The following is a 19,922-nucleotide window of genomic DNA, read 5'->3' as shown; positions in this document are numbered from 1 at the left end:
TTAGTCCTCCCCTTCCGTGGCTGACAACCTGAATCTCATTCCGCAGGGTTTCGGCTCCCTGCACGACATGCAATACGTCCGCTTGATCGGGGCGGATGCAGTGGCGTTCGCGCATGCGCAATTTGCCAACGACGTACAGGCGCTGGCGATCGGGCAGTGGCAGTGGAATGCGTGGTTGACGGCAAAGGGGCGCGTGATCGCCATCTTCGCACTCCTACGTGAGGACGACACCCACCTGCTGATGCTGTTGCCCGATGGCAATGCGGCCGAGATCGCAACCCAACTCGGCCGTTTTGTGTTCCGGCGCAAGCTCAAGATCGGCGTCGCGGCGCTTTCGGCGTATGGCGGCCTTGCCGCGCCTGCGCGCGCGCAAGGCGCGCAGGCCGATATCGGAACGCAGCGTATCGAATTGGACATGGGCAGTGATGCCTTGCCGCGCACGCTGGTGCTGCTTGCGGGCGAGCAGGCATTGGCAGCGCCTATCGAATCACGGCGCATGGATGCCGACTGGCGCCGTACGGACCTGCAACTGGGGCTGGCGCGCCTGCCCGATGCGCAACGCGAGCAATGGACACCACAGCAGCTGGCGCTGGATCGCCTGCACGCGTTCAGCGTCAAGAAGGGCTGCTACCCGGGCCAGGAGATCGTCGCGCGCACACACTTCCTGGGCAAGGCCAAGCGTGCGCTGCAATTGCTGCAGGTCGATGCGGTTGGCAGCGATGCGCCGGTCGACGCGGGCCAGGCCGTGCTGCTGGGCGATGCCACTGTCGGCACGCTGGTCAGCGTGGCGGGCGATCTTGCGCTGGCGGTATTGCCGCTGGAGCTGACCCTGGAGACCGACGCCGTGCTGCAGGCGGGCGCGCATGCCGCCCGCCCGCTTGCGTTCGTGCAGGGACTGGCGCGTTAGGCCAGCGCCAGCCGTTCGCCGCTGGCCGGGTCGAAGAAGTGCAGCGCCTCGCTGCGCAGCGCCAGGCGCAGCGGTTCCCCCACCGCCGGCAAGGCCTGCGGCGCAACCCGGATCACCAGCGGCTGGCCGCCGCGGTCGAGGTTGAGGAAGATCTCATTGCCGACCGGCTCTATCACCTCGACACGCGCGTCAAAGCCCAGCGCGGCATCGCCTGACGGCTGCAGGTGCTCCGGGCGCACGCCGACGATCACCTCGCGCCCGAACCAGCTGCGCTCCACCCGTGCCGCACCCAGCGGCACGCGCCAGCCATCGGCCATCACCAGATGCAGGCCGTCCTGCTCATCCAGGCGCCCCTCCAGCACGTTCATCGCCGGGCTGCCGAGGAATCCGGCCACGAACAGATTCGCCGGGCGGTCGTACAGCGCCATCGGGCTGTCGATCTGCTGGATCACCCCATCCTTGAGTACCACGATGCGCTGGCCGAGCGTCATCGCCTCGACCTGATCATGGGTGACGTAGATCATCGTGGTGCCGAGCTTGCGATGCAGCTGCGCGATCTCGGTGCGCACGCTGTGGCGCAGTTTGGCATCCAGATTGGACAGCGGCTCGTCGAGCAGGAACACCGACGATTCGCGCACCATCGCCCTTCCCAGCGCCACACGCTGACGCTGGCCGCCGGACATCGCCTTGGGCAGCTTGTCGAGCATCGGGGTCAGCCCCAGCAGCTCGGCGGCGTTGTTGACCCGCTCGGCGATGACCTGTTTGGGGTGGCCGCGTAGCTTGAGCCCGAAGGCCAGGTTCTCGGCCACGGTCATGTGCGGATAGAGCGCATAGCTCTGGAACACCATGGCGATGTCGCGGTCCTTCGGGGCCACGTCGTTGACCACGCGCTCGCCGATCTTCAGCGTGCCGGCGCTGATGTCCTCGAGCCCGGCGATCATGCGCAACAGGGTCGACTTGCCGCAGCCGGACGGACCGACCAGCACCATCAACTCGCCATCGGCGACCTCGAAGCTCGCACCCTGCACCGCGACCTGACCGTTCTCGTAGACCTTGCGGACACCTTCCAACTGCACTTTCGCCATTTTCGGCCTCAACGTAAGTTGTGCGCCCTGCCCTCGGCCCTCCCGACGGCGGTGACGCGACATGCGCCTGCAAGGAAATCTCCTGCAAACGAATGCATTGGTTTATTCTGACATGTAATCGTTTTCACATGGCAACATCGATCTCGGGAGGGACCATGCCGCCACCGACCCAAGCCGCTGCTTCAAGCGGTGCAGCCTACCGTGCAAGGCCCGGCATTTCGCCGCGCATGTGCAGGCATCCCGCCGCAGCGCTAACCGCTGACGGCCACTTGCTGCAACAATCGGGGATTGGGCGTGCTCGTCCATCCCCCACTGCGCGCACGCCAGTGTCGCTCAGCAACAGACGTACCGACCGCCGGCTGTCCGGCGCCTTTCCGACCAGCTGCTGATCATGATGTCTCCAGAATCCGAAATTCGGTCCATGCATAACACCCTGATCCTGTTCGGCGCCACCGGCGATCTCGCCCAGCGCTATCTCTTCCCGTCCCTGCTGCGATTGTTCGTCGATGGCCTGCTGCCGGAGGATTTCCTTATCCGTGCGCTGGCGTTGTCGCCACACGACACCGAGGCATTCCGCGAGGTCCTGCGCCCGCGCCTGGCCGCCGCGCTGCCGATCGCCACGCCCGAACAGATCGAAACGCTGCTGCAGCGGGTCGACTATCGCTCGGTGGATCTGCGCGATGCCGAGTCGGTGGCCAATGCCGTGCGCGAGCTGGCCAGCCGCCAGTGCGTGAGCTACCTGGCGATTCCGCCGGGCCTGTACATCAGCACCTGCCAGGGCCTGGCCCTGGGCGGTGCGCTGGCCGCGCCACATCGGCTGATGCTGGAAAAGCCGATCGGCCACGACTCGGACAGCGCCCGCGAGATCCTGCAGTCGATCGGCGCGCTGATCGACGAAGACCGCGTATTCCGCCTGGACCATTACCTGGGCAAGGCGGCGGTGCAGAACCTGATCGCGCTGCGCTTCGGCAATACGTTGCTGGAAGCGGTGTGGAACCGCACCTACATCGAGTCGGTGCAGATCCTGGTGGCCGAAAGCGAAGGCGTGGACGGGCGCGATGCCTACTACGCGCGCTCCGGCGCGCTGCGCGACATGGTGCAGAGTCACATCCTGCAGTTGTTGTGCCTGGTGGCGATGGAGCCGCCGGCCTCGCTGGAAGCGGACCGCATCCGAGACGAGAAAGTCAAGGTGTTGCGCGCCCTGCGCCCGATGACCGCCGAGCATGCCGCCCACGACAGCGTGCGCGGCCGCTACACCGCCGGCAGCATCAACGGCCAGCCGGCGCAGGCCTATCACCCGCCAGAGGGCAGCGACGTGGAAACCTTCGTCGCGGTGACCGCGCATATCGACAACTGGCGCTGGGCCGGGGTGCCGTTCCACCTGTGCACCGGCAAGCGTCTGGCCGAACGCTCCACCCGCATCGTGGTCACGCTCAAGCCGGTGACGCATTGGCTGTTCGAGCGCCCGGACCGGCAGAACGCCGTACCCAATCGCCTGACCTTCCAGCTGCAGCCGCAAGAAAACATCGAGCTCGGCCTGATGAGCAGCTTGGCCGGCCCGGAATGGGGCGCGATCGAACTACAGCCGCTGGAACTTGAACTGTCGGTGCCGACCGGCCTGCACCGCCGCATCGCCTACGAGCGCCTGTTCGTGGATGCCTTCAACGGCAACCCGGCGCTGTTCGTGCGCGACGACGAGGTCAAGGCCGCCTGGTCGTGGATCGACAGCGTCAGCGATGCGTGGAAAGACGCGCAGTTGCCGCTGCAGCCCTACCCGGCCGGCAGCTGGGGCCCCGATGCCGCGGGCCCCTTCCTGCCCCCGGCCACCGACGCACAGGGACACACCGCATGACCGCTCCTTCCAAGCCAGTGCTGGTTGCCGATATCGGCGGAACCAATGCGCGCTTCGCGCTGGCCGACGTCGACGCCTCGGTGCCGCTGCTGGATGACACCTCGCGCGAATTTGCGGTGGTCGATTTCGGCTCGCTCGGCGAAGCCGCGCGCTATTACCTCGACCAGATCGGCGTGCAGGCCACCCAGGGCGTGTTCGCCGTGGCCGGCCGCGTGGACGGCGACGAGGCGCGCATCACCAATCATCCGTGGGTGATCTCGCGCTCGCGTACCGCGGCGATGCTGGGCTTCAGCACCCTGCACCTGATCAACGACTTCGCCGCGCAGGCCATGGCGATCAGCCTGCTGCGCCCGCAGGACGTGGTGCAGGTCGGCGGCGCCAGCTGGCGGCCGGCGCCGATCGATCAGCCGCGCAACTACGGCGTGATCGGCCCGGGCACCGGGCTGGGCGTGGGTGGGCTGATCATCCGCAACGGGCGCTGCTTCCCGCTGGAAACCGAAGGTGGCCACGTCAGCTTCCCGCCCGGCACGCCAGAGGAGATCCGCATCCTGGAGATCCTCTCCGAGCAGTTCGGCCGGGTCTCCAACGAGCGCCTGATCTGCGGCCCGGGCCTGGTCAACATCCATCGCGCGCTCAGCGAGATCGCCGGGGTCGACCCGGGCCCGCTGCAGCCCAAGGACATCACCGCGCGTGCGGCTGCGGGCGATCCGCGCTCGTCGCGCACCATCGATCTGTTCTGCGCCATCTTCGGTGCGATCGCCGGCGACATGGTGTTGATGCAGGGCGCCTGGGACGGCGTGTTCCTCACCGGCGGGCTGGTGCCCAAGGTGCTGGATTCGCTGCAGCATTCTGGCTTCCGCCAGCGCTTCGAACACAAGGGACGCTTCTCCGCGATCATGTCGCGGGTGCCATCGCTGGCCGTCATGCATCCGCATGCCGGCCTGCTCGGCGCCGCCGCCTATGCGGTGGATGCGCAGCGTCAGCATCCAGGGGAGCAGCGATGAACCTGCAGGACAATCCGCGCATCACACTGGTGCGCTACGAAGACCCGGCCGAATGGACCGAGGCGGTCGCCAGCGAGATGGCCGACCTGCTGGAACAGGAGATTTCGCGCCGCGGCCAGGCGCGCATGCTGCTGTCCGGCGGCACCACGCCGGCGCCGGTGTACGAATCCCTCGCCCACCGTCCGCTGGATTGGGCGCGGGTGGAAGTGGGCTTGGTCGATGAGCGTTGGCTCTCCCCGCAGGATCAGGACAGCAACGCCTGGCTGGTGAATCACAGTTTTTTGACCCATGCACCGGCCGCGACCTTCATTCCGCTGGTGCGTCCGGGCAAGCAGTTGCCCGAGTGCGTGCACACCGCGAACCTGCAGGCCACGCATGCCGAACCCGCGTGTCTGGCGGTGCTGGGCATGGGCGGCGACGGACACACCGCCTCGCTGTTCCCGGGCTCGACCGATCTGAGCAAGGCGCTGTCCAGCCCGCAGCCGTACGCGTCGCTGGATGCCACCGGCTGCCCTGGCTCGAATCAGTGGCCGCTGCGGATCACGCTGACACCGGTCGGGCTGGCCGCCATCCCGACCCGCCTGCTGCTATTGCGCGGCAAGCAGAAGCTGGACGTGCTGCAGGCTGCATTGGCCGGTGACGATGTCAGCCAGTATCCGATCCGGGTGGCGCTGCAGCAGCCTGGCCCGAAATTGCGGGTTCACTGGTGCGCTTAGATGCGAGTCCCTCGCAAGAGCCCGCACATCCTTGTGCGGGTATCAAAAAGAGCGTGCTTACTTTCTTCCCCCCGTTTCTCATAGCCGGTAGCCAATGAGCCTGCATCCGAACATCCAAGCCGTCACCGACCGTATCCGCAAGCGCAGCGCGCCGTCGCGCGCGGCGTATCTTGCCGGTCTCGATGCCGCCCTGCGCGAGGGTCCGTTCCGTAGCCGTCTGAGCTGCGGCAACCTGGCGCATGGTTTCGCCGCGTCCGAGCCGACCGACAAGTCGCGCCTGCGCGGTGCGGCCACACCCAACCTGGGCATCATCACCGCCTACAACGACATGCTGTCGGCGCATCAGCCGTTCGAGCATTACCCGCAGCTGATCCGCGACACCGCGCGTACGCTCGGTGCCACCGCGCAGGTCGCCGGTGGCGTGCCGGCGATGTGCGACGGCGTGACCCAGGGCCGCGCCGGCATGGAGCTGTCGCTGTTCTCGCGCGACAACATCGCCCAGGCCGCGGCGATCGGCCTGAGCCACGACATGTTCGACAGCGTGGTGTACCTGGGCGTGTGCGACAAGATCGTGCCGGGCCTGTTGATCGGCGCGCTGGCCTTCGGACACTTGCCGGCGCTGTTCATGCCGGCCGGCCCGATGACGCCGGGCATTCCGAACAAGCAGAAGGCCGAAGTGCGCGAGCGCTACGCCGCCGGCGAAGCCACCCGCGCCGAACTGCTGGAAGCCGAGTCGTCCTCGTATCACTCGGCCGGTACCTGCACCTTCTACGGCACCGCCAACTCCAACCAGGTGTTGCTCGAAGCGATGGGCGTGCAGCTGCCCGGCGCCTCGTTCGTCAACCCGGAACTGCAGTTGCGCGATGCGCTGACCCGTGAGGGCACCGCGCGTGCGCTGGCGATCTCCGCGCTGGGCCAGGACTTCCGTCCATTCGGTCGCCTGATCGACGAGCGCGCCATCGTCAATGCCGTGGTCGCGCTGATGGCCACCGGCGGTTCGACCAATCACACCATCCACTGGATTGCGGTGGCGCGTGCGGCCGGCATCGTGCTGACCTGGGACGACATGGATCTGATCTCGCAGACCGTGCCGCTGCTGACCCGCATCTACCCCAACGGCGAAGCCGACGTGAACCGCTTCCAGGCCGCAGGCGGCACCGCCTTCGTGTTCCGCGAACTGATGGACGCCGGGCTGATGCACGACGACCTGCCCACCGTGGTCGAAGGCGGCATGCGCGCCTACGCCAACGAGCCGCGCCTGCAGGACGGCAAGGTCGTCTACGTGCCCGGCACTGCGACCACCGCCGACGACAGCGTGGCGCGGCCGGTCAGCGCCGCTTTCGAATCGCAGGGCGGCCTGCGCCTGCTGCGCGGCAACCTGGGGCGTTCGCTGATCAAGTTGTCGGCAGTCAAACCGCAGCACCGCACGATCCAAGCGCCAGCGGTGGTGATCGATACGCCGCAGGTACTCAACAAGCTGCATGCCGCCGGCGTGCTGCCACACGATTTCGTGGTGGTGCTGCGCTACCAGGGCCCGCGTGCCAACGGCATGCCGGAACTGCATTCGATGGCGCCGTTGCTGGGCCTGTTGCAGAACCAGGGCCGGCGTGTGGCGCTGGTCACCGACGGTCGTCTGTCCGGTGCGTCGGGCAAGTTCCCGGCGGCGATCCATATGACGCCCGAGGCCGCGCGCGGCGGTCCGATCGGGCGCGTGCGCGAAGGCGACATCGTGCGCCTGGATGGCGAAGCCGGCACGCTGGAAGTGCTGGTCTCGGCCGAAGAGTGGGCATCGCGCGAAGTCGCGCCCAACACCTCGGTGGCGGGCAACGATCTGGGGCGCAACCTGTTCGCCATCAACCGCCAGGTGGTTGGGCCGGCCGACCAGGGCGCCATCTCGATTTCCTGCGGCCCCGCCCGTCCGGACGGTGCGCTGTGGAGCTACGACGCCGAGTACGAACTCGGTGCCGATGCAGCGGCCGCCGCCGCACCGCACGAGTCCAAGGACGCCTGATTTCCCTTCCCTCTGCGCGACCGCCCAGCGGTCGCCGTCTAACGGAGTTGCAATGACGATTGCCCAGACTCAGAACACCGCCGAACAGCTGCTGCGCGACGCCGGCATCCTGCCAGTGGTCACCGTGGACACGCTGGACCAGGCGCGCCGCGTCGCCGATGCGCTGCTCGAAGGCGGCCTGCCCGCGATCGAACTGACCCTGCGCACCCCGATCGCGGTCGAAGCGCTGGCCATGCTCAAGCGCGAGCTGCCCAACATCGTGATCGGCGCCGGCACCGTGCTGAGCGAGCTGCAACTGCGTCAGTCGGTGGATGCCGGTGCCGACTTCCTGGTCACCCCCGGCACGCCGGCGCCGCTGGCGCGCCTGCTTGCCGATGCGCCGATCCCCGCCGTGCCCGGCGCGGCCACGCCGACCGAGCTGCTGACCCTGATGGGCCTGGGCTTCCGCGTCTGCAAGCTGTTCCCGGCCACCGCCGTGGGTGGTTTGCAGATGCTCAAGGGCCTGGCCGGCCCGCTGTCCGAACTCAAGCTCTGCCCCACCGGCGGCATCAGCGAGGCCAACGCGGCCGAGTTCCTGTCGCAGCCAAACGTGCTGTGCATCGGCGGCTCGTGGATGGTGCCCAAGGACTGGCTGGCGCAGGGCGAGTGGGACAAGGTCAAAGAGAGCTCGGCCAAGGCGGCGGCGATCGTTCGGCAGGTACGCGCGGGCTGATTCTCCGGCCGGCGTATCCAGCGGCTTGGAACCCAGGTTGCCGGGAAAGCTGGATGGCTAAAGAAAGCTGATCAGTTGGCGCTTTGGTTTTAAATGAGGAAAGCCCGGTTTGCTGGCGCTTTGATTTCGGTTGACGTAAGGCTGCTGGCAGGCGCCTTATTTCAAGCGTGTGAGCGGCCCGCGGGCGCCGGGGCAGGACACGCCGTGGACCCATCCGTGGGGACCTTACATGCGCCTTGTCGTGTAAGGTCCCGCCCCGGCGCCCGCGGACCACTCTTCGACTGTTCCTGTGTTGGCGGAACGGAGAGCAGCCACCGCCGCAGGGCATGCCCGACCTAGCTTTGGTCGTTGCCCCGCCTAATGAGGCAGGGGCCTCTTCGCATCCCTCTTGAAGGCGGCGGATTGAAAGCGCTGGGAACCGTGCACTTCTGAGTAGTTGGCATCTGGGCGGTTTGTCTGAGAGCTACGAAGTCGAAGGTCCAGAAGACGTGCGGCGACCTTGGCAGATGATTGGCACCACAATCGAGCACTGAATCGGCTGTCGTTTTTCGTCGCTCAACGTCGCGGAAACGACTCGCCGAAGCGACAGCGTGGCCGGGGATTGGCGGAGAGCGGCACAGGGATGTGCCGCGGCGGCGAGTCAGACAGGATGTCTGACCGAGCCGAGGAGCCAGTCCGCGGACGCGCTGTCGCCCTCACCGAAGCCAGCGAATGGCAGCCGTGTACTGAGCAGTACCCAGACAACCCGTACTCTCTCACCCCAACCCCGCGCCCCGCGCCCGGCCCACGCTTGCGGCGCGGTCGCTCCAAGGCACGCGCGTCCATGGCGCGCAAGCCGTGCCTCCTCGCCCCACCGGGAGAGGGGCTTTGCGCCTTGTCACCCAGGGCCTCAGTGCGCTGGTGAATGCCTTAGGCCGGGGAAACTTCAGCAGTGTTGGCGCTCACGATTCCAGCGCGACGCTTGTCGGCGGCGTCTTCGACACGCCACGCGCACGTCGTACCAGCGCGGCTGCGCCGTTGCTCATGTCATCGAGAATTGCGTAGATCGTCGGCAGGAACAGCAGGCTCACCACCGTCGAGAACGCCAGCCCGCCGGCGATCGCGCGGGCCATCGGGAAGTACGGCGGGCCGTCGCTGAACATCGTGGTGCTGGTCAGCGAGATCGGCACCATCGCCAGGATGGCGGTGCCCATCGTCATCATGATCGGCCGCAAGCGCTCGCGCGAGCCTTCCACCAGTGCCTGGGTACGCCCCATGCCACGGCGGCGCAGGTTGTTGATGTGCTCGATCATCACGATGCCGTTGTTCACCACCACGCCCATCAACACCAGGATGCCGATGAAGGACATGATCCCGAACGAGGTGCCGGTGATCCAGAACAACCAGAACACCCCGAAGATCGAAAACACCACGCCACTCATGATCGCCGCAGGAAACAGCAGCGACTCGAACACCGCCGCCATCACCACGTAGATCATCACCAGCGCGATCACCAGGTTGAACACCATCTGCCCCATCGCTTCGCCGTCGTTCTGGTAATCGCCGCCGTCGAAGGTATAGCTGTAACCGGCCGGGAAACGCATCGCCTTGAGCGGCTTCTCCATTGCCGCGCGTGCTTCCGGTGCGGTGACCTTGCTGGCCAGATTGGCTTTGATGGTCAGCGTGGTCTGGCGGTTGGTGCGGCCGATCTGGGTGGCGGCCGGGCGAATCTGTACATCCACCAGACTGAGCAACGGCACGCTGCGACCATCTTTGGTACGCACCGTGAAGCTGGCCAGGTCTTCCGGCTTGCTCTGTTCGGCACCGGCAAACCGCACCCACACCGGCACCTCGTTGTCGCCGCGGCGGAACTCGCGCAACGGCGTGCCGCGCAATGCCAGGCCGACGAAGCTCGCCACCTGCTCGGCACTGAATCCGAAGGCTGCCGCACGCTCGCGGTCGACCCGGATCGCCAACTCGCTGGTGCGGTCGCCGGTGTCCACATGCACGTCGCGCAGTTCCTTGCGCTGCGCCAGCAGCGGGATCACATCGTCCGCCAGGGCCTGCAGGGCCTGGGTCGAATCGCCGACCAACTGCACCTGCACGCCTTGATTGCCGCTACCGCCATCGCCCTGATTGCCGATGCTGTAGTCCGTCCGCGCCGAGCGCGGCAATGCCTTGCGGATCTGTTCCAGCAACGGCGGCAGGTCCTTGACCTTGCTCGCGTCGAAGGTCACCGTGGTGCTGCTGCCTTCCGCTTCGCTGAACCACGAATAGATTTGGGTGATGTGGTACTTGGCGCGATTGGCTTGCAGGTAATGCTCGACCCGCCCCACCTCCTCACCCATCTGCTCATGCGTGTACGAGCCTTTCCACTGATACTGGATGAAGGCCTCGTTGCCGCCGTCGCCGCCGAACATGTCGACCTTGGTCAGTTTCATCGGCACCAGGCTGATTGCACTGACCAACACGATGCCGGCCACGCTCCAGCCGCGATGGGCCAGCGTCCATGTCAGCAGCTTGGCGTAACGGCGCTGCAGCCGTGCGATCACGCCGCGCTCTGAACTCACCATCGGCGGTGTCCTCATGCGCGCCGACAACATCGGAATCAGGCTGATCGCCACCAGCCACGAGGCCAGCAACGAGACCGAAATGGTGATGGCGATCTGCGCCATGAAGATGCTGATGTTGTTGGTCTCGCCGAACAGGTTCGGCACGAATACGATGCAATGGCACAAGGTGCCGGCGCTGAGCGCGATCGCCACGCTGCGCGTGCCCAGCAAGGCTGCCAGCTGTGGCTGACCGGGCATGCGCTCGCGCTCCTGGTAAATGCTTTCCACCACCACCACCGCATTGTCGACCAGCATGCCGACCGCCAGCAGCAGGCCCATCATGGTCAGGATGTTGAGCGTGACGCCGACGAAATACATGAAGCCCAGCGTGATCGCAAAGCAGATCGGAATCGCCAGCGTCACCATCAGCGTCGATGGCCAGTGGCGCAGGAAGAAGAACAGTACCGTGATCGACAACAGCAAGCCCACTGCGCCGGCCTCTGCCAGTTCCGCCAGCGACGAGGTCACTGCCTTGCCCTGGTTGTCGATCACCTTGATCTGCACATCGCGCATCGCAGGTTCGGCGCGAATGTCCTCGACCTCCTTCAACGCCGCCTTGGACACATCCACCAGGTTGGCGCTGCGCTCCTTGTAGATATCCAGCCCGATCGCCGGACGTCCGTCCAGGCGGCGGCCGTAATTCATCCGCGTCGGCTTCAGCCGCACCTGCGCGATGTCGGCCAGCCGCAGCCCCTTGGCATTGAGCACCAGATCGCGCAACTCCTGCAGATCGCGCAATTCGCCGATCGGCTGTACCCGAATGCGCTGGCCGTTGTCGTCGATCTGGCCTGCAGACACCGAGAAATTCAGCTTGCCCAAACGCTCGCTCAAATCATTGAGGCTGAGGTCGTGCGCGGTGAGCCGGTCCGGGGCGATGGCGATCTCCACTTCGTTCGGTGGTGCGCCGGAGATCTCCACCTTGGCCACGCCGGGAATCCGTTCGATGCGTCGCTTGAACTCGCGGTCGAGCATGTCGTACGCGCCGGTCAGATCGGTCTGGCTGGCCAGGCGCACCTTCAGCACCGGTTCGTCGCTGCTGGACCATTTATAGATGTGGAAGCGCTGCAGATCTTCCGGAAAATCGTCGCGGATGGCATCCAGCCGCTCGCGCGCATCCGATGCGGCGATGGCGATGTCGCGATCCCAATCGGAGAACTCGATGAAGATATTGGCGCCATCGGCGGTGGCGGTCGAGCGCATGCGCTTGATGCCGGTCATCGTCGCCAGCGCCTCTTCGGCCGGCCGCACCAGGTTGCGTTCCACCTCGTCCGGGGTGGAGCCGGTGTACGGCAACTGCACGAACAGGAACGGTGCGGAAATGTCCGGCAGCGCTTCCAGCGGCAGCCGGAACGCGGCAATCAGCCCCACCACCACCAGCGAGACGAAGCACATGATGGTGGTGACCGGGCGACGGATGCTGAAGGCGGCAACACTCATAGCGCCTCCAGCCCGTCGGCGTTCCCGGTCGCCTGCGCTCGTTGGCCGGCCATGCGCCGGCCACGCTCCAGGTAGTACGCATCGGCGCGGCGATCCAGCAGGTCGTACACCACCGGGATCACCAGCAGGGTCAACAGCGTGGACACCAGCAACCCGCCGATCACGGTGATCGCCATCGGTGCGCGCACTTCGGCACCCTCGCCCATCGCCACCGCCAGCGGCAGGAAGCCGAACAAGGTGCACAGCGTGGTCATCACGATCGGCCGCAGGCGCGAACGCGCGCCTTCGATCAAGGCCTCGCGCTTGGGAACGCCTTCCTCGCGCAGCTGGTTGACCTTGTCGATCAGGATGATCGCGTTCTTGGTCACCAGCCCCACCAGCAGGATCAAGCCGATGAACACCACCACCGACACCGGCTTGCCGGTCATCAGCAAGGCCAGCACCGCGCCGACCATCGCCAGCGGAATGGTGAACAGGATGACGAACGGATGCAGCAGCGATTCGAACTGCGAGGCCATCACCAGATAGACCAGGAAAATCGCCAGACCGAACGCGAACAACAGCGACCTGACCGATTGCGCCAGTTCCTCGCCCTGCCCGCCGATATGCATGCCCACGCCGGCGGCCAGCGGATCGTTGTGCACCATCGACTCGACCTCGCGCACCGCGCCGCCCAGATCCATGTCATGCAGGCTGGCCGAGACGATCGCCACGCGGGTCTGATCGGCGCGATGGATCTCGCTCGGTCCGGTCGTCGCCACCACCTCGGCCACCGCCGCCAGACGCACCGGTCGGCTGCTGCCCGGGTTGACGATCAGCTGCCGGATCGCATCCACACTGGCGCGGTCGCTGTGCTGGGCACGCACCAGCACGTCGATCTTGCGATCGCGAAAGCTGTAGCGCGTGGCTACATCGCCGCGCACTTTCTTGACGATGACATCGGCGATCTGGCGGGTGGTCAGGCCCAGCGCACCAGCACGTTCCTGATCGAAGCGGATCTGGATTTCCGGGAAGCCCTCTTCCACCGTCGACTTGACGTCGGCGTAGTGGCCATTGGCCCGCAGCATTGCCGCCAGCTTCTGCCCGGCACGTTCCAGTTCGCCCAGATCCTGCCCGCGCAACTCCACTTCCAGTGGCGTGGAGAAGCTGAACAACGCCGGCCGTGCGAAATCCACCTGGACCCCCGGATGCCCGGCCATGCGGCTGCGCAGCCGCCTGGTGGCCGCCGCTTCCACTGCCGGGCTGCCGCCGCCGGCCATCACCACGGTGAGCTTGCCGATGTTCTCGCCGCTCTCGGTGGGATTGGCATCCAGCCGCGTGCCGCTGCCGCTGACGCCGTACAACGAGGCGATGCCCGGATCCTTGTCGTGCGCCAGCTGCAATTCGCGCACCAATGCATCGGTCTGCGCCAATGGCGTGCCGGAAGGCAGCTTTACCGTCATTTCGAAGCGGTCCTGCGCCAGTTGCGGAATCAGATCCGCACCCAGCATCGGCACCAGGAACACGGTGCCGATAAACGCGGCAGCCGCCAGTCCCAGCACCAGGCCGGGCCGCCGCAATGCCGCCGGCAACACCGCCAGATAACCACGCTCGGCGCGGGCATATGGCGTCATCGCCAGGTCGCTGGCCTTGCGCATCACCGGCGACACCACCCGCGCGATGCCGCGCCACAGCTTGACCACCGCCCACGCCACACCGAAGACCGCATAGTGCATGCTCGCGCCGGCCCCGCGCCGGCCGGCGGCCACCGGTTTGAGCCAGCGCTGCTGCGGCTGCCACTGCGGCCGGCTTGGCTCGTCCGGGAATGCCATTGGCGGCGCACCCTTGAGCGAACTCAACATCGGGATCAGCGTCATCGACACCACCAGCGAAATCGCGATCGCGATCGCCACGGTCATCGCCTGGTCGCGGAACAACTGCCCGGCGATGCCGTCGACGAACACCAGCGGCAGGAACACCGCGATCGTGGTCAACGTGGACGCCATCACCGCCATGCTGACTTCGCGGGTGCCGGCGATTGCCGCATCCAGCACGCTCAGGCCACGTTCGCGCGCCTTGGCGATGCTTTCCAGCACCACGATCGAATCGTCCACCACCAGCCCGGTGGCCAGCGCCAACCCGCCCAGCGACATCACGTTGAGGCTCAGCCCCAACTGGCCCATGAAGAAGAACGTGGTGATGATCGACACCGGCAACGACAGGCTGATCACGAAGGTGCTCCAGCCATCGCGCAGGAACAGGAAGATGATCAGGATCGCCAGCACGCCGCCGATCACCGCATCCTTCTTGACGTCGCTGATCGCGTGCTCGATGAAGTGCGATTGATCCTCGATGGTGGTGATCTCCACATCGCCCGGCACCGTGGCCTTGAGTTGCTCCAAACGTGTGCGCAGCGCCGCGGCGGTGGACACGGTATTGGCATCGCCTTCCTTGTAGATCGCCAGCTCCACCGCTTCCTTGCCGCCCAGGCGGATGATCGCCTCGCGCTCCTTGTAGCCCTGGCGCACCTGGGCCACATCGTTCAATCGCACCGGCATGCCGCCGGCAATGCTGCTGCTGGCTGCCGACGAGGTGCTCTGCACTTCGGCCGCTGCCGCCAGCGCCGCCTGCGAGCCGGTGGACGCGGCGATCGCATACATCTGCTGCATCGCCGCGTCCGCAGCGCTGCCGCTGCTGCTTTGCGTGGTCACCAACATGTTGCGGATCTCGTCCAGATCCACGAACTGGTTGACCGTGCGCACCAGATACCGCTGCGAGCCTTCTTCCAGGCGGCCGCCGGAGATGTTGACGTTCTCTTCCTTGAGCCGGGTGATCACGTTGTCGATCGGCAGATTGAGCTGGGCGAGTTTCTGCTGATCGATATCGACCTGGATCTCGTCTTCCAGCCCGCCGCCGACCTTGACCGCAGCTACGCCGGCCACCGGCTCGAGCTTCTTCTTCAGATCCTCGTCGGCATAGCGACGCAAGCCGGTGAGCTGGCGGATCGCATCGTTGTCGGATGCCGGCGCCTGTTTGGGCGACAGCGCAAGCCGCATGATCGGCTCGGTCGAGGGATTGAAGCGCAGCAATACCGGCGGTTTGGTTTCCAGTGGCAGCGACAGGGCTTCCATCTTGTCGCGCACTTCCAGGCCGGCCTGGTCCATGTTGGTGCCCCAGGCGAACTCCAGCACCACATCGCTTTGCCCGGTGCGCGAGATCGACTTGAGCTTGCGCAGGTTCTTGACCACGCCGACCGCTTCTTCCACCGGCTCGGTCACCAGCGTCTCGATTTCCGCTGGCGCCGCACCGGTGTACTCGGTGCGCACGGTCAGCGTGGGATAGCTCAGATCCGGCAATAGATTGACCTTGAGACTGCGCAGGGCGATCAGCCCGAACAGCAGCATGGTCACGGTGATCATCGCGATGGTCACCCGACGCCGTGTGGCGAAGGCCACCAAGCCACCGCCACCTCCGTGCAAAGGCGCATGCGGGTCGTGCACGGGGCCGTGCGCGTTGCCGTGATCGCTCATGAGCGTTTCCCGTCGCTTCCGGTTGCCGGTGCCGCAGCCGCAACCGGCTTGCGATCGGGCTGGCCGATGACCTGCACCGCCGTGCCATCGCGCAGCGCCACCTTGCCGGCGGTCACCACCTGGTCGCCTTCCTTCAGGCCTTGCCGCACTTCCAGCCACGGCCCTTCGGCATAACCGAGTTTCACCGGTACCCGGCTGGCCTTGCCGTTGCGTACCACGAACACCGCCGGCTCGCCGTCGTCCAGCAGCGCCAGGCGCGGGATCACCAATGCGTCCTTGCGCTGGTCGTAATCGATACGGATGCGCCCGAACATGCCCGGCTGCAGCGCTTCGGCGCCCTGGCCGAACGCACAGATCACCCGGAAGGTGCCGCTGCCCGAATCCACCACCGGCGCGATGCGGTCGACCTTGCCGATGAACTGCTGACCGGGCAAGGCGTCGGCCAGCAGGGTCACCGGCTGGCCGGATTTGAGCGTGGCCAGTTCGCGCTCGGGCACATTGAGCGTGGCTTCCAGCTGCGAATCGTCGACGATGCGGAAGATCGGCGTATTGATCTGCACGAAGTTGCCGGTCTTGATCGAGCGCGAGGCGATCACCCCGGAAATTGGCGCCTGCACGGTGGTGTAGGACAGCTCCAGCGATGCCAGGCGGTGCTGCGCGCGGCTGTTCTCGACATCGAACTTGAGCTGATCGACATCGGCGGCACTGACCAGCTGCTGCCCCACCAACTGGGTGGCACGGCGATAACTGTTCTCCAGTTTGCGCAACTGCGCTTCGCTTTGCGCCACCGCCAGATGCGCGCGGTCCGGATCCAGGCGGACCAGTGCCTGGCCAGCGGCCACCTTCTGCCCCTCTTCCAACATCACAGCCAGTGCCACGCCGGAGGTCTTTGCCACCACCTGCGCTTCGGCACGCGGCTCCAGGGCGGCGGTGCCGGTATAGCTGGCCGCCACTGCACGGCGTGCGGCCTTGGCAATTTCCACCGGCACCGCATCGACGGTTTTCTTTTCCTCGGCGGCCTTGGCCTCGCTATCTCCCGCCTTGCAGCCGCCCAACAACAGGCTCGTGGTGATCAACAATGCAGCGGCGCAGGTTCCGCTGCGGCCGGGCAGGAAGGAGAGTGGCGACATCGTCGTGTCCTAGTGGATGCGTGAACAGGTGTTGTAGGCAAGTAGACCACCCGAACGATCATGCCGCCAATGCGCCAAAGGTCATGGTCTGTTCAAGTTCGCGTATTCACCCCGTTTGCGCCGCGCCAAATCGCAGGCATACTCGGACCGGTTCCGCCACGCCCCCACGTGCGGACGTTCAATCAGTCTTCCGGATACGAAACCATGCGCCCGCAGCCGCTCGCCGCTTGCCTCGCTCTGGTCGTCTTCCTGCCGTTTGGGGGCGCATCAGCGACACCGTCAGTCACGCCAGCGGCACCCGCCGCGCCCGCCACGGCGGCGGCCATGCCCGCAGCGCCCGCCGGCAACCCGTCCAACGGACGTTTGCTGGCCTATACCTGCCAGGGCTGCCACGGCGTCACCGGCTACAAGAACGCCTATCCCAGTTATCGCGTGCCCAAGATCGGCGGCCAGTCCAGCCAGTATCTGACCCAGGCGCTGACCGAGTACCGCCAGGGCAAACGCAAGCATCCCACCATGCAAGCGCAGGCGCAGAGCTTTTCCGAGCAGGACATCGCCGATATCTCCGCCTACCTGTCCACCCTCAAATAAGCGCCCACATGCCGAACGCCCTGCACGCTCCGCGTCTAGCCATCGCCCTGGTCGCTGCCCTGATGTTGGCGGCCTGCTCCCAATCCCAGGTTGAGTCCCCCGACCATTCCGCCGGCGATGCCGGCCACGCCAGTGGCGAACATGGCTCCGGCTCGTCAGCCGGCCTGCCGAACGGACGCGCCGAAGCTGGCGACAAGCTGGCGCACGCCAAGGGCAAGGCGACCGGCCAGAGCTGCATCGATTGCCATGGTGCCGACGGCAATGCACCCATCGACCCCAGCTATCCCAAGCTCGGCGGACAGTACGGCGATTATCTTGCGCACGCCTTGCAAGCCTATCGCAGTGGCGATCGTCAGCACCCGCTGATGACGGCCCAAGCCACCGCGCTGAGCGACCAGGACATCGCCGACCTGGCCGCCTATTTCGGTGCACGGCAGACGCAGCTGCGCGACCTGCACGGCGTCAAGTGAGGGGCTGTCGCACAGCGTGCCGCACGCACGCTGCGTCTCATCCGGAATGAAAAAGCACTTGCAGGAGCATTAACAGGCCGCTATCATTTCGTTCTCAGTTTCGTGGGGCCATAGCTCAGCTGGGAGAGCGCCTGCATGGCATGCAGGAGGTCGGCGGTTCGATCCCGCCTGGCTCCACCATTCCTGGCTTAGGCCGTCAGGATGGCAACTCAGGTTTTGATACGCGTCCCCATCGTCTAGAGGCCTAGGACACCACCCTTTCACGGTGGACACCGGGGTTCGAATCCCCGTGGGGACGCCAATCATCTGAAAGCCCCGGCACTGCCGGGGCTTTTTTTTGCGTGTGTTTTCGGCATCGATTGCGTGCGCGGCTATCTGCACGCGGTGCTCGTGGTATGGCGTGTCATCTGTCGATATCGATGATGCAACAGCTCCGCATCAGCGTAGTGCGACCTGGACCTTTGCACCTCACCTGCTGCGGTTGCCGGCACGGCTACGCAGACGGCGGTGCAAGCAAACGCAGGATGTTGCGATGCTGATCGAATGTTGTGCGCAGACTGTTGCGCATGACCGACGTGCAAAAGATGCCACGGCCACTGCATCGCCACACCCTACGCAGTCAGACACTCGTGCATGCAGACGACATCAAGGTCGATCAGCCTGCGGGGCGCGCACTCATCGATTCCTCGCGAAGCCACGTCTCACGTTGATCCCCGCCGCGTGCGAATCGGTCGCGCAAAACTTTTTGCACAGACCACTTCCCAAGCGTCATCGATGTCGCTATGATTGCCGGCTCGCAGCATCGTGGGGCCATAGCTCAGCTGGGAGAGCGCCTGCATGGCATGCAGGAGGTCGGCGGTTCGATCCCGCCTGGCTCCACCAAATTCCCGACATAGGCCGTCTGGAATCTACAACCAGGTTTTGATACGCGTCCCCATCGTCTAGAGGCCTAGGACACCACCCTTTCACGGTGGACACCGGGGTTCGAATCCCCGTGGGGACGCCAATCATCTGAAAGCCTCGGCATTGCCGGGGCTTTTTTTGCCTGAAATTCAGGCCACTCCACTCCACCGCATGCAATAGGTGGCGGCACGATACGCGCAAATCGTGTCACTCCATCCACACTCACGCACACGCGTATCGACGGGGGAACGTACGCGCTCGATGAAGCACTTGCACCGCTCGCGAATCGAACGAATTGGCGCAACGACGGATCAGGTCTGGCCGTCATCCAGCGCCTTGCGGCCTTCGTGGGTGAGATCGATATCGCCGTCCTCGGCCTGTGTCGCATAGCCGGCGCGCACCGCCCAGTTGGCCTCTTCGTCGGCGACCGGCGTGGTGTCGTGGATGTCGCGCAAAATGCGCAGCTGCTGCGAAGAATCGAAATCCATGGAAGCCACCTGCTTGAAAGAGTTCTCCAAGGTACGCACCGCGCGTGATGGTTGCGTGCCTGCAAGCATCTGGCGGCAAACCGAACTCGTCTCGCCGGAATTTTTCAGCGGACACGCATGAGCGGTGCGCCGCAGTGGGACACGCCGCCATGCGAAGAAGGTGACGCTGCCCTGACGGCATGGCTCAGGCGTAGCGATGCAAAAAGCGGCAGGCATTCACCCGCTCCGGCACAGCGGCCGAGCGCACAAAAGAAAAGCCCCTCTGGATATGCCAGAAGGGCTCTACTTGTGCTGCTACATCTTGGTGCCGAAGGTGGGACTCGAACCCACACGCTTTTAAGGGCGGCGGATTTTGAATCCGCTGCGTCTACCGATTCCGCCACTTCGGCGTGGCCGCGCAGTATAGCGGCTTGTGTATGAAACGAACAGTGTCAGACCGCGCCTGACGAATTCAGGTGCAAGCGGAGCCATCAGCGCCGCGGTGGAGCGGTGTCGATATACTGACCCACTTAGATG

13 protein-coding genes and 5 tRNA genes are annotated in these 19,922 nt (G+C 65.6%); 12 read left to right on the top strand and 6 right to left on the bottom strand.

Features of this window, described 5'->3' with window-relative positions:
• Window positions 1–16: 16 nt before the first annotated feature.
• Window positions 17–907 carry a folate-binding protein YgfZ gene (locus FHT09_RS07300; RefSeq protein WP_104604665.1) on the top strand — a complete coding sequence of 297 codons (891 nt, stop codon included), beginning with the start codon at window positions 17–19 and terminating at the stop codon, window positions 905–907.
• Here FHT09_RS07300 and ugpC read toward each other — a convergent pair.
• Window positions 904–1,992 carry a sn-glycerol-3-phosphate ABC transporter ATP-binding protein UgpC gene (ugpC, locus tag FHT09_RS07295; RefSeq protein ID WP_104604667.1) on the bottom strand — a complete coding sequence of 363 codons (1,089 nt, stop codon included), beginning with the start codon at window positions 1,990–1,992 and terminating at the stop codon, window positions 904–906. The two genes, FHT09_RS07300 and ugpC, sit on opposite strands and share 4 nt — an antisense overlap.
• A 421-nt stretch (window positions 1,993–2,413) precedes the next feature.
• Here ugpC and zwf point away from each other — a divergent pair, with 421 nt between their 5' ends.
• The 5 genes from zwf to FHT09_RS07270 all read left to right on the top strand — a co-directional run bounded on the left by zwf (window position 2,414) and on the right by FHT09_RS07270 (window position 8,287).
• Complete coding sequence (gene zwf, locus FHT09_RS07290; RefSeq protein WP_104604669.1) at window positions 2,414–3,844, top strand: glucose-6-phosphate dehydrogenase; 1,431 nt, start codon at window positions 2,414–2,416, stop codon at window positions 3,842–3,844.
• Window positions 3,841–4,848: a glucokinase gene (gene glk / locus FHT09_RS07285; protein WP_016902597.1), complete on the top strand. Its 1,008-nt coding sequence runs from the start codon at window positions 3,841–3,843 to the stop codon at window positions 4,846–4,848. Before zwf ends, glk begins: the two co-directional genes overlap by 4 nt.
• Window positions 4,845–5,564, top strand: coding sequence for a 6-phosphogluconolactonase (gene pgl / locus FHT09_RS07280; RefSeq protein WP_104537308.1), 720 nt, complete (start codon window positions 4,845–4,847; stop codon window positions 5,562–5,564). The genes glk and pgl overlap by 4 nt, the downstream gene beginning before the upstream one ends.
• A gap of 94 nt (window positions 5,565–5,658) precedes the next feature.
• Window positions 5,659–7,575 carry a phosphogluconate dehydratase gene (gene edd, locus FHT09_RS07275; protein ID WP_104537307.1) on the top strand — a complete coding sequence of 639 codons (1,917 nt, stop codon included), beginning with the start codon at window positions 5,659–5,661 and terminating at the stop codon, window positions 7,573–7,575.
• A gap of 52 nt (window positions 7,576–7,627) precedes the next feature.
• Window positions 7,628–8,287, top strand: a complete 660-nt coding sequence (locus FHT09_RS07270; protein ID WP_104604672.1) for a bifunctional 4-hydroxy-2-oxoglutarate aldolase/2-dehydro-3-deoxy-phosphogluconate aldolase — start codon at window positions 7,628–7,630, stop codon at window positions 8,285–8,287.
• A 941-nt stretch (window positions 8,288–9,228) separates the two neighbouring features.
• On the opposite strand, the gene FHT09_RS07265 is transcribed toward FHT09_RS07270, so the two are convergent.
• Genes FHT09_RS07265 through FHT09_RS07255 form a run of 3 tightly spaced genes read right to left on the bottom strand, consistent with a single transcriptional unit; the run spans window position 9,229 to window position 16,954 of the window.
• The gene (locus tag FHT09_RS07265) at window positions 9,229–12,315 is read right to left on the bottom strand and encodes an efflux RND transporter permease subunit (RefSeq protein WP_104604675.1); all 3,087 of its coding nucleotides are present in this window, start codon (window positions 12,313–12,315) and stop codon (window positions 9,229–9,231) included.
• Complete coding sequence (locus FHT09_RS07260; RefSeq protein ID WP_104604677.1) at window positions 12,312–15,824, bottom strand: efflux RND transporter permease subunit; 3,513 nt, start codon at window positions 15,822–15,824, stop codon at window positions 12,312–12,314. Before FHT09_RS07260 ends, FHT09_RS07265 begins: the two co-directional genes overlap by 4 nt.
• A complete protein-coding gene (locus tag FHT09_RS07255; RefSeq protein ID WP_181141208.1) occupies window positions 15,821–16,954 on the bottom strand; it encodes an efflux RND transporter periplasmic adaptor subunit in 1,134 nt (377 codons plus the stop codon). The genes FHT09_RS07260 and FHT09_RS07255 overlap by 4 nt, the downstream gene beginning before the upstream one ends.
• 204 nt (window positions 16,955–17,158) lie before the next feature.
• On the opposite strand from FHT09_RS07255, the gene FHT09_RS07250 reads away from it, so the two are divergent.
• The 6 genes from FHT09_RS07250 (at window position 17,159) to FHT09_RS07225 (ending at window position 19,021) form a co-directional block, all read left to right on the top strand.
• Window positions 17,159–17,545 carry a cytochrome c gene (locus FHT09_RS07250; protein WP_104604679.1) on the top strand — a complete coding sequence of 129 codons (387 nt, stop codon included), beginning with the start codon at window positions 17,159–17,161 and terminating at the stop codon, window positions 17,543–17,545.
• An 8-nt stretch (window positions 17,546–17,553) separates the two neighbouring features.
• Window positions 17,554–18,015 (top strand): cytochrome c, encoded by a 462-nt coding sequence (locus FHT09_RS07245; RefSeq protein WP_104604681.1) that lies wholly within the window; start codon window positions 17,554–17,556, stop codon window positions 18,013–18,015.
• Window positions 18,016–18,119: 104 nt separating this feature from the next.
• Window positions 18,120–18,195: transfer RNA gene (locus FHT09_RS07240), tRNA-Ala, on the top strand.
• 45 nt (window positions 18,196–18,240) lie between these two features.
• Window positions 18,241–18,316: transfer RNA gene (locus tag FHT09_RS07235), tRNA-Glu, on the top strand.
• Between the two features lie 505 nt (window positions 18,317–18,821).
• Window positions 18,822–18,897: transfer RNA gene (locus FHT09_RS07230), tRNA-Ala, on the top strand.
• A 48-nt stretch (window positions 18,898–18,945) separates the two neighbouring features.
• Window positions 18,946–19,021, top strand: a tRNA-Glu gene (locus FHT09_RS07225).
• Window positions 19,022–19,229: 208 nt separating this feature from the next.
• Here FHT09_RS07225 and FHT09_RS07220 read toward each other — a convergent pair.
• Both FHT09_RS07220 and FHT09_RS07215 read right to left on the bottom strand, forming a co-directional pair.
• On the bottom strand, window positions 19,230–19,406 hold the full coding sequence (locus FHT09_RS07220) for a hypothetical protein (RefSeq protein WP_043909075.1): 177 nt from the start codon (window positions 19,404–19,406) through the stop codon (window positions 19,230–19,232).
• Between the two features lie 302 nt (window positions 19,407–19,708).
• Window positions 19,709–19,795: transfer RNA gene (locus FHT09_RS07215), tRNA-Leu, on the bottom strand.
• Between the last annotated feature and the right edge of the window lie 127 nt (window positions 19,796–19,922).

Origin of the sequence: Xanthomonas sp. CFBP 8152 (genome assembly GCF_014199025.1) — a bacterium.
GTDB lineage: Bacteria > Pseudomonadota > Gammaproteobacteria > Xanthomonadales > Xanthomonadaceae > Xanthomonas > Xanthomonas arboricola_B.
The sequence above is the reverse complement of the archived record's forward strand: the minus strand, read 5'-3'. Positions and strand labels throughout refer to the sequence as shown.

What these genes read in the sequence shown, in the direction of transcription:
- ugpC (WP_104604667.1), bottom strand. Translation starts at nt 1,992, where the DNA reads ATGGCGAAAGTGCAGTTGGAAGGTGTCCGCAAGGTCTACGAGAACGGT.
- zwf (WP_104604669.1), top strand. Translation starts at nt 2,414, where the DNA reads ATGCATAACACCCTGATCCTGTTCGGCGCCACCGGCGATCTCGCCCAG.
- glk (WP_016902597.1), top strand. Translation starts at nt 3,841, where the DNA reads ATGACCGCTCCTTCCAAGCCAGTGCTGGTTGCCGATATCGGCGGAACC.
- pgl (WP_104537308.1), top strand. Translation starts at nt 4,845, where the DNA reads ATGAACCTGCAGGACAATCCGCGCATCACACTGGTGCGCTACGAAGAC.
- edd (WP_104537307.1), top strand. Translation starts at nt 5,659, where the DNA reads ATGAGCCTGCATCCGAACATCCAAGCCGTCACCGACCGTATCCGCAAG.
- FHT09_RS07270 (WP_104604672.1), top strand. Translation starts at nt 7,628, where the DNA reads ATGACGATTGCCCAGACTCAGAACACCGCCGAACAGCTGCTGCGCGAC.
- FHT09_RS07265 (WP_104604675.1), bottom strand. Translation starts at nt 12,315, where the DNA reads ATGAGTGTTGCCGCCTTCAGCATCCGTCGCCCGGTCACCACCATCATG.
- FHT09_RS07260 (WP_104604677.1), bottom strand. Translation starts at nt 15,824, where the DNA reads ATGAGCGATCACGGCAACGCGCACGGCCCCGTGCACGACCCGCATGCG.
- FHT09_RS07255 (WP_181141208.1), bottom strand. Translation starts at nt 16,954, where the DNA reads ATGTCGCCACTCTCCTTCCTGCCCGGCCGCAGCGGAACCTGCGCCGCT.
- FHT09_RS07250 (WP_104604679.1), top strand. Translation starts at nt 17,159, where the DNA reads ATGCGCCCGCAGCCGCTCGCCGCTTGCCTCGCTCTGGTCGTCTTCCTG.
- FHT09_RS07245 (WP_104604681.1), top strand. Translation starts at nt 17,554, where the DNA reads ATGCCGAACGCCCTGCACGCTCCGCGTCTAGCCATCGCCCTGGTCGCT.
- FHT09_RS07220 (WP_043909075.1), bottom strand. Translation starts at nt 19,406, where the DNA reads ATGGATTTCGATTCTTCGCAGCAGCTGCGCATTTTGCGCGACATCCAC.